Genomic DNA, 4,858 nt, shown 5'->3' with positions numbered 1-4,858 from the left:
CGCTGAACCTGTCGCCGTCGGGTGGCCACGAACTGCGTCGCTCGCATATGGCGACCATCCGCAACGTCACCTATCGCTTCGACAGCGTTGAAGTCACCGAGCCGCTAACGCTGCACCTCACGATCCAACCGATCTAAGAGCAGCCGATCTGAAGCAAATCTGAGAAAGAGATTTCTCCCCAAACGGCAACGCCCCGCAGTTTGACTGCGGGGCGTTTTTTGTCGGCCGGGTGGCCCGGATCAGAGCGCCATCAGCTCGAACCGGATCGTGTCGGAGTAGCGGCCCGCGCGCATGTTTTCGACATCACCAATGCTGAACGACAGCGGATAGTCGTCCGGGTAAGCGGCCGGAACAGGCATATTGATCGTATACGGTACCGACAGATCGATGTCGTGCTGGCCCATACGCATGTTGTAACGGATGCTCCATCCGGGAAGGCGGTGCTTGAGATAGCCATGATTATCCGAGCTGACGGTCAGCAGATAGCCGCTCGTCGAGCGGACATAGACCTGAGTCGCGGGTGTTTTAATGCCAGTTTCCAACGAACCGAGATTGATCACAGCCGCTGAGCCGTGGCGGGTGAACTCGCCCTTGATACCCAGCATAGCCGAACTGCGAACGTTCAGAACCAGAGTAACCGGCTTGGCAATGACGTTGCCCCGATTGTTGGTGGTGCGGAACTCCAGCTCGACCGGCAAGGTATAGCGCCCGGCTGGCAGGTTCATACCTGGGGTCACACCGAAGATCACCGGCAGGATACCCTGCTGTCCCGGCGGCACGGAAATGTCGGTGCCGTTAAGCTGGGAATCGTCCGGCCCCGGCGTAACGTCGCGGAACGGGGTCGACAGATGTAGATAGAATGGCACCGTCTGGGTGGTTTCGGTAGAGCGGAGTACCAGATCGCCATTCAGCGACTTGACCACAAGCCGCCCCGGACAGGCTGCGCCGCCGTTATTGATCAGGGTGACGTTGAAGACGTCCTGCACATTCGGGGCACCATTCGGGTCGTAGTTCAACTCCCACATGCTGGGTGCCGAAATCAGGCCGTCACACAGCGGGACCGGTTTGGTCTGCGCAACCGCCGTACCAGTGCCTACCAGAGCACCCGTCGCCAACGCGACGCTGAGGACCAGCCCGCGAAAAGTCTTGGTCATGTTCATCTTGGTCTCTCCGGTCATTGTTCGGGCACGAAGAAGGGCAGAGACACGGTCTGCAGATCGAGCAGACCCTGATTGTCTTCCGGCACCTTGAACTCAAAACTCTGGGCAGGCGTACTGTAGAGAACAACGCGATAGCGTTTACCGGGTTTAAGTTTCTGAACTGCGAACCGGCCAATAGAGTTAGTAAAGAACACTTCGGGCTCGGAACCCGGCTCGTCCAGCGAGATTACGCGACCAGACATCAGGCTGGCCGGCTTGTCCTCGCGTCCCACCAGACGGCCCATCGCCGACACGAAAGCGTCGCTGCCGGCCACAATAACATAGCCACTGCGATAGGCTGGTCGGACACGACGGATGCCTTCGCCGATGTCATAGCCCGCAGGAATATCGATCACGTCATAGTAGACCGATTGGTTCATGTAAGCGGAAAGGTTGTTCGCCACAGCCGGACCGAAGGTGCCGCTGCGCGACTGGTAGCGGCCGCCTTCGAAGCTGTCGCCCACAATGGCCGCACGATCGCCCAGCGACTTGTGCGGACTGACGAAGGCGAAGCTGTCGTAAATTTGACGGCTCAGAGCCAACTTGCCGCCGACAAAGGCCAGAGCCGATCCCACGCGCATGGAGGTCATTTGGACGTCAGAGACGCTGCTGAAATCCTGACCGAAAGCGTTGTGCATTATCGACGCGTCGAAACGGTTGCCGATATAGTCAACCTGGCCCGACAGGGTCGCCGGACCGTCATCATAGGTCGAGGCCAACGAATAGCCCCATGCTCCGACGCGGTTTTCGGTCGATTGCGAGAAGCGAACGCTGGCCGCATTGCCCAGAGAGTTATATCGGGCATCCAGACGACGGTTGTAGGTTGGCGTCCAGCTGAGCGAGACGTTGAAGCCCAGCCCCTCACGGTCACCGCCGAACGACTGGCCGAACTTGGTATAGTCCACACCAGCTTGTATGGAGACCGTATCCGTCAGCTTATAGCTGGAATAGGCGTTCACGGAGTAGGAATCGCCAATAAGCTCCGATCGCGACAGACGATACGAGCCACTGATCGAGGCCATCACACGGGTATTGAAAGCCCGCGAATAGCCAGCCTGGAAGCTCCACTCTACCGGATTGATGCCCGAGTAGCTTCCGAGCGTGCCGTAGTCTTCAGATACATAGTCCGCAGCCACCGACCAGGAGTCATAGCTGGAGCCGCGGTTCACGAAGTGGTCGAAGCCGACCATGGCAGCAAAGCCCTGCCCCGGTTCACCGGTACTGACCGAACCGTCGAAGCGGATTCGCGCGCCGTTCTTCAGAAAAAACTGGGTCTGACCGGTGAGGTTCTGGATGTTCTCGCTGGCTTGGATACCGATGCCGATAGCCGGACGGTTCAGAAACGCCTTGCGCCAGTAACCGGTGAAGGCCAGATCGCCTTCCGAGTAGTCGGGGGACCCAAATAGGCCGGCGTTGGTGACGCCCAGATAAGCCCCGTACTCGTAATCGCCCGGATCAAGATCGATGGCATCGAGATACGCACTATACCCCACATGCTCAACGCGCCCCGAGCCGTTCACAATCTCCAGTTGAACGTCGTTGGAGCCCGTTTCCAGCGGAAGGTTCGATAGGTCGTATTGACCGGCGTCCAGCTTGAACTCGCGCATGAATACGCCATTGCGCATGACGCGAACGGTCGAGTTTTCCTGAAGAACAATCTGGCGGCCACCGGACAGGACACTGTTGCGGAAGCTCTCGAAGCGCTGGCGCTGGCGCGCTACGCCGATACCACCCATTTGCACAAAGCTTTGACGACCCCGAATTTCAGGATCCAGATCCCCCACCCACCAACGGCGGAACTGGTCCGGCTGATCGTACACAGCGCGGGCGTAGCGACGGGTGACATCATATTCGCCGCCGAAGCTTGACTGCCCCTGATAATCGGCCTCGAGCACGATCTTGTTCAGGCGAACAGCACCGTTCAGCGAGACACTTGGATCATTCATCCCGCTATAGTTATGGACCTTGGACACCATGACATTGGCGTTCACATAGGCCGAATATTTTTCAGGCGCTTCGCCCGGCTCTTCCGGCATGCCGCCCTGGAACAGGGACTCGACCGCTCGCTTCGACGGGTCGATGCGCAAGACCAACACGGCCAGCTGGCCCGGGTCATAGACCAGACTGATCCCGCTACCCTCGATGTGCTCGGCCTCGAAACTCTCGCGTCCGTGCAGCACCTCAGCGATTTCGGCCTGCGCCTCTTCCGTAAGAAGAGGATCGATCAAAGACTTGAAACCGGTCGTGTAAACGATGAAGCGATCATCACTGGTGAGCAGAACATCCAACTCACCTAGCACGCGGTTGTTAAAGTTCAGCGGCACCGTCATATTGATGTCGCGGTTATACGGATTGATGTCGGGTCTTTGTGGCGCAGCCGGAGCCGGTGTCGGAGCCGGCGTCGGGTCCGGTGCCATTGCGGCTTCGGCCGACGGAACCAGCGGCGCAGGTTCAGGATCTTCCGCTAAGACCTCATGTACCAGCGCAGGTTCGACCGCCGGAGCTGATAATGCCGCATCCGACGGTTCAGCCATCGGAGCTGTGTCCGACGCCACAGTCGTCGCGGCGACAGCAGGGGATTCCGCCTCCCCCGTGTCACTTTCCATTAGGTGATTGGCCGTCACGATCGGACGGTCATAGTCGACACCGGCGAGGATTTCGCCAGAAACAGGATCAACCTGCTCTTGGATCGCACCTGCGACGAACGCGCTCAGAGTGCTGCGAGCAGAGGCGGCAGCAGCGCTCGGAGCCGACGCCGTTACAATCGCCAGTAGGGATGTCGTTGTCGTGAGCCAGAAGCGCGTCATCGGTTCCGATCCTTATCGCGTGAAGCGGATGTTGATCGGCTTGCTGGGATCCAGCGCGACCTCAGTGGGCAGGGTAAAGGTACGCCGCCCCCCCAGAGGCGGCAGGTACCCCACACCCACGGCACCCGAAATTTCCTCGGGCGTGTAAAGGCGGGCGAAGGCATTGCCGGACATGTCCGTGCCTTCGACCTGCCAGTTAGCGCCGCTCATAAGCGCATAGCGGCGACCTTCATTGGTCACTGTGACGGCAATGCCGTGGGTTGCACCCGGCGTACCGTCTTCTGCTGCCGGACGCGGTTGCTCCAGCTGGACCGCGTGAATCGAGGCGACCTTTACGTCAGGCTGGGCACCCTCAGGCGCGACAACGATCAGGGCCTTCATGGTGTACAGGACTTGAAGCGCTGCACTGCCGCCCGTGTCGTTGGGCTCAATAGTTGTCTGGACAGGCAGCTGACGCACCCAGAGGTAATAGGCATGCGATGCCGGAAGCTCGCGATCCCCTACCCACTGCACACGAACAACCTGACGGCCGCCGACGGCTACGATGCCCTGCGGCGGGAAGACAAGGAAGTTTTCGTCCGCGGGTACCTCGGTCACGTTTCCGTTGGCATCCAGCTCCATACGGGTCATCACCGTTTCAAACGGCAGAGGGGCGTTCCCGATATTGCCCACCTCGATACGGGCGGTTGAACCGGCACCGGAGGTCGTCAGTTCGGACACCATTGGCGACACGCGCATGGCCCATGCCAGCGCCCCCAGACCGGCAACGCCGATCGCCAGCGCAGCAAGGCCTGCAGCCGTGCGCTTGAGGAATACACCAGGCAACCGTTTGGACAGCATGGAACTCGCCTT

The 4,858-nt window shown here is 59.7% G+C and carries 3 protein-coding genes; all 3 read right to left on the bottom strand.

Features of this window, described 5'->3' with window-relative positions; all coding sequences use genetic code 11:
• Positions 1-239: 239 nt before the first annotated feature.
• On the bottom strand, positions 240-1,154 hold the full coding sequence (locus Q0Y42_RS13930) for a hypothetical protein (protein ID WP_297804983.1): 915 nt from the start codon (positions 1,152-1,154) through the stop codon (positions 240-242).
• Positions 1,155-1,174: 20 nt separating this feature from the next.
• The gene (locus Q0Y42_RS13925; protein ID WP_297804980.1) at positions 1,175-4,006 is read right to left on the bottom strand and encodes a hypothetical protein; all 2,832 of its coding nucleotides are present in this window, start codon (positions 4,004-4,006) and stop codon (positions 1,175-1,177) included.
• Between the two features lie 12 nt (positions 4,007-4,018).
• Positions 4,019-4,858, bottom strand: an 840-nt coding sequence (locus Q0Y42_RS13920; RefSeq protein WP_297804977.1) for a hypothetical protein, incomplete at its 5' end; no start/stop codon positions are given.

Source organism: uncultured Brevundimonas sp., assembly GCF_947305955.1.
In the GTDB taxonomy this organism is placed as follows: domain Bacteria; phylum Pseudomonadota; class Alphaproteobacteria; order Caulobacterales; family Caulobacteraceae; genus Brevundimonas.
Note: the sequence above shows the minus strand (reverse complement) of the source record. Positions and strands in the feature narration are given on the sequence as shown.

Coding starts and splice junctions, on each gene's coding strand:
- Q0Y42_RS13930 (WP_297804983.1), bottom strand. CDS start 1,154: ATGACCAAGACTTTTCGCGGGCTGGTCCTCAGCGTCGCGTTGGCGACG.
- Q0Y42_RS13925 (WP_297804980.1), bottom strand. CDS start 4,006: ATGACGCGCTTCTGGCTCACGACAACGACATCCCTACTGGCGATTGTA.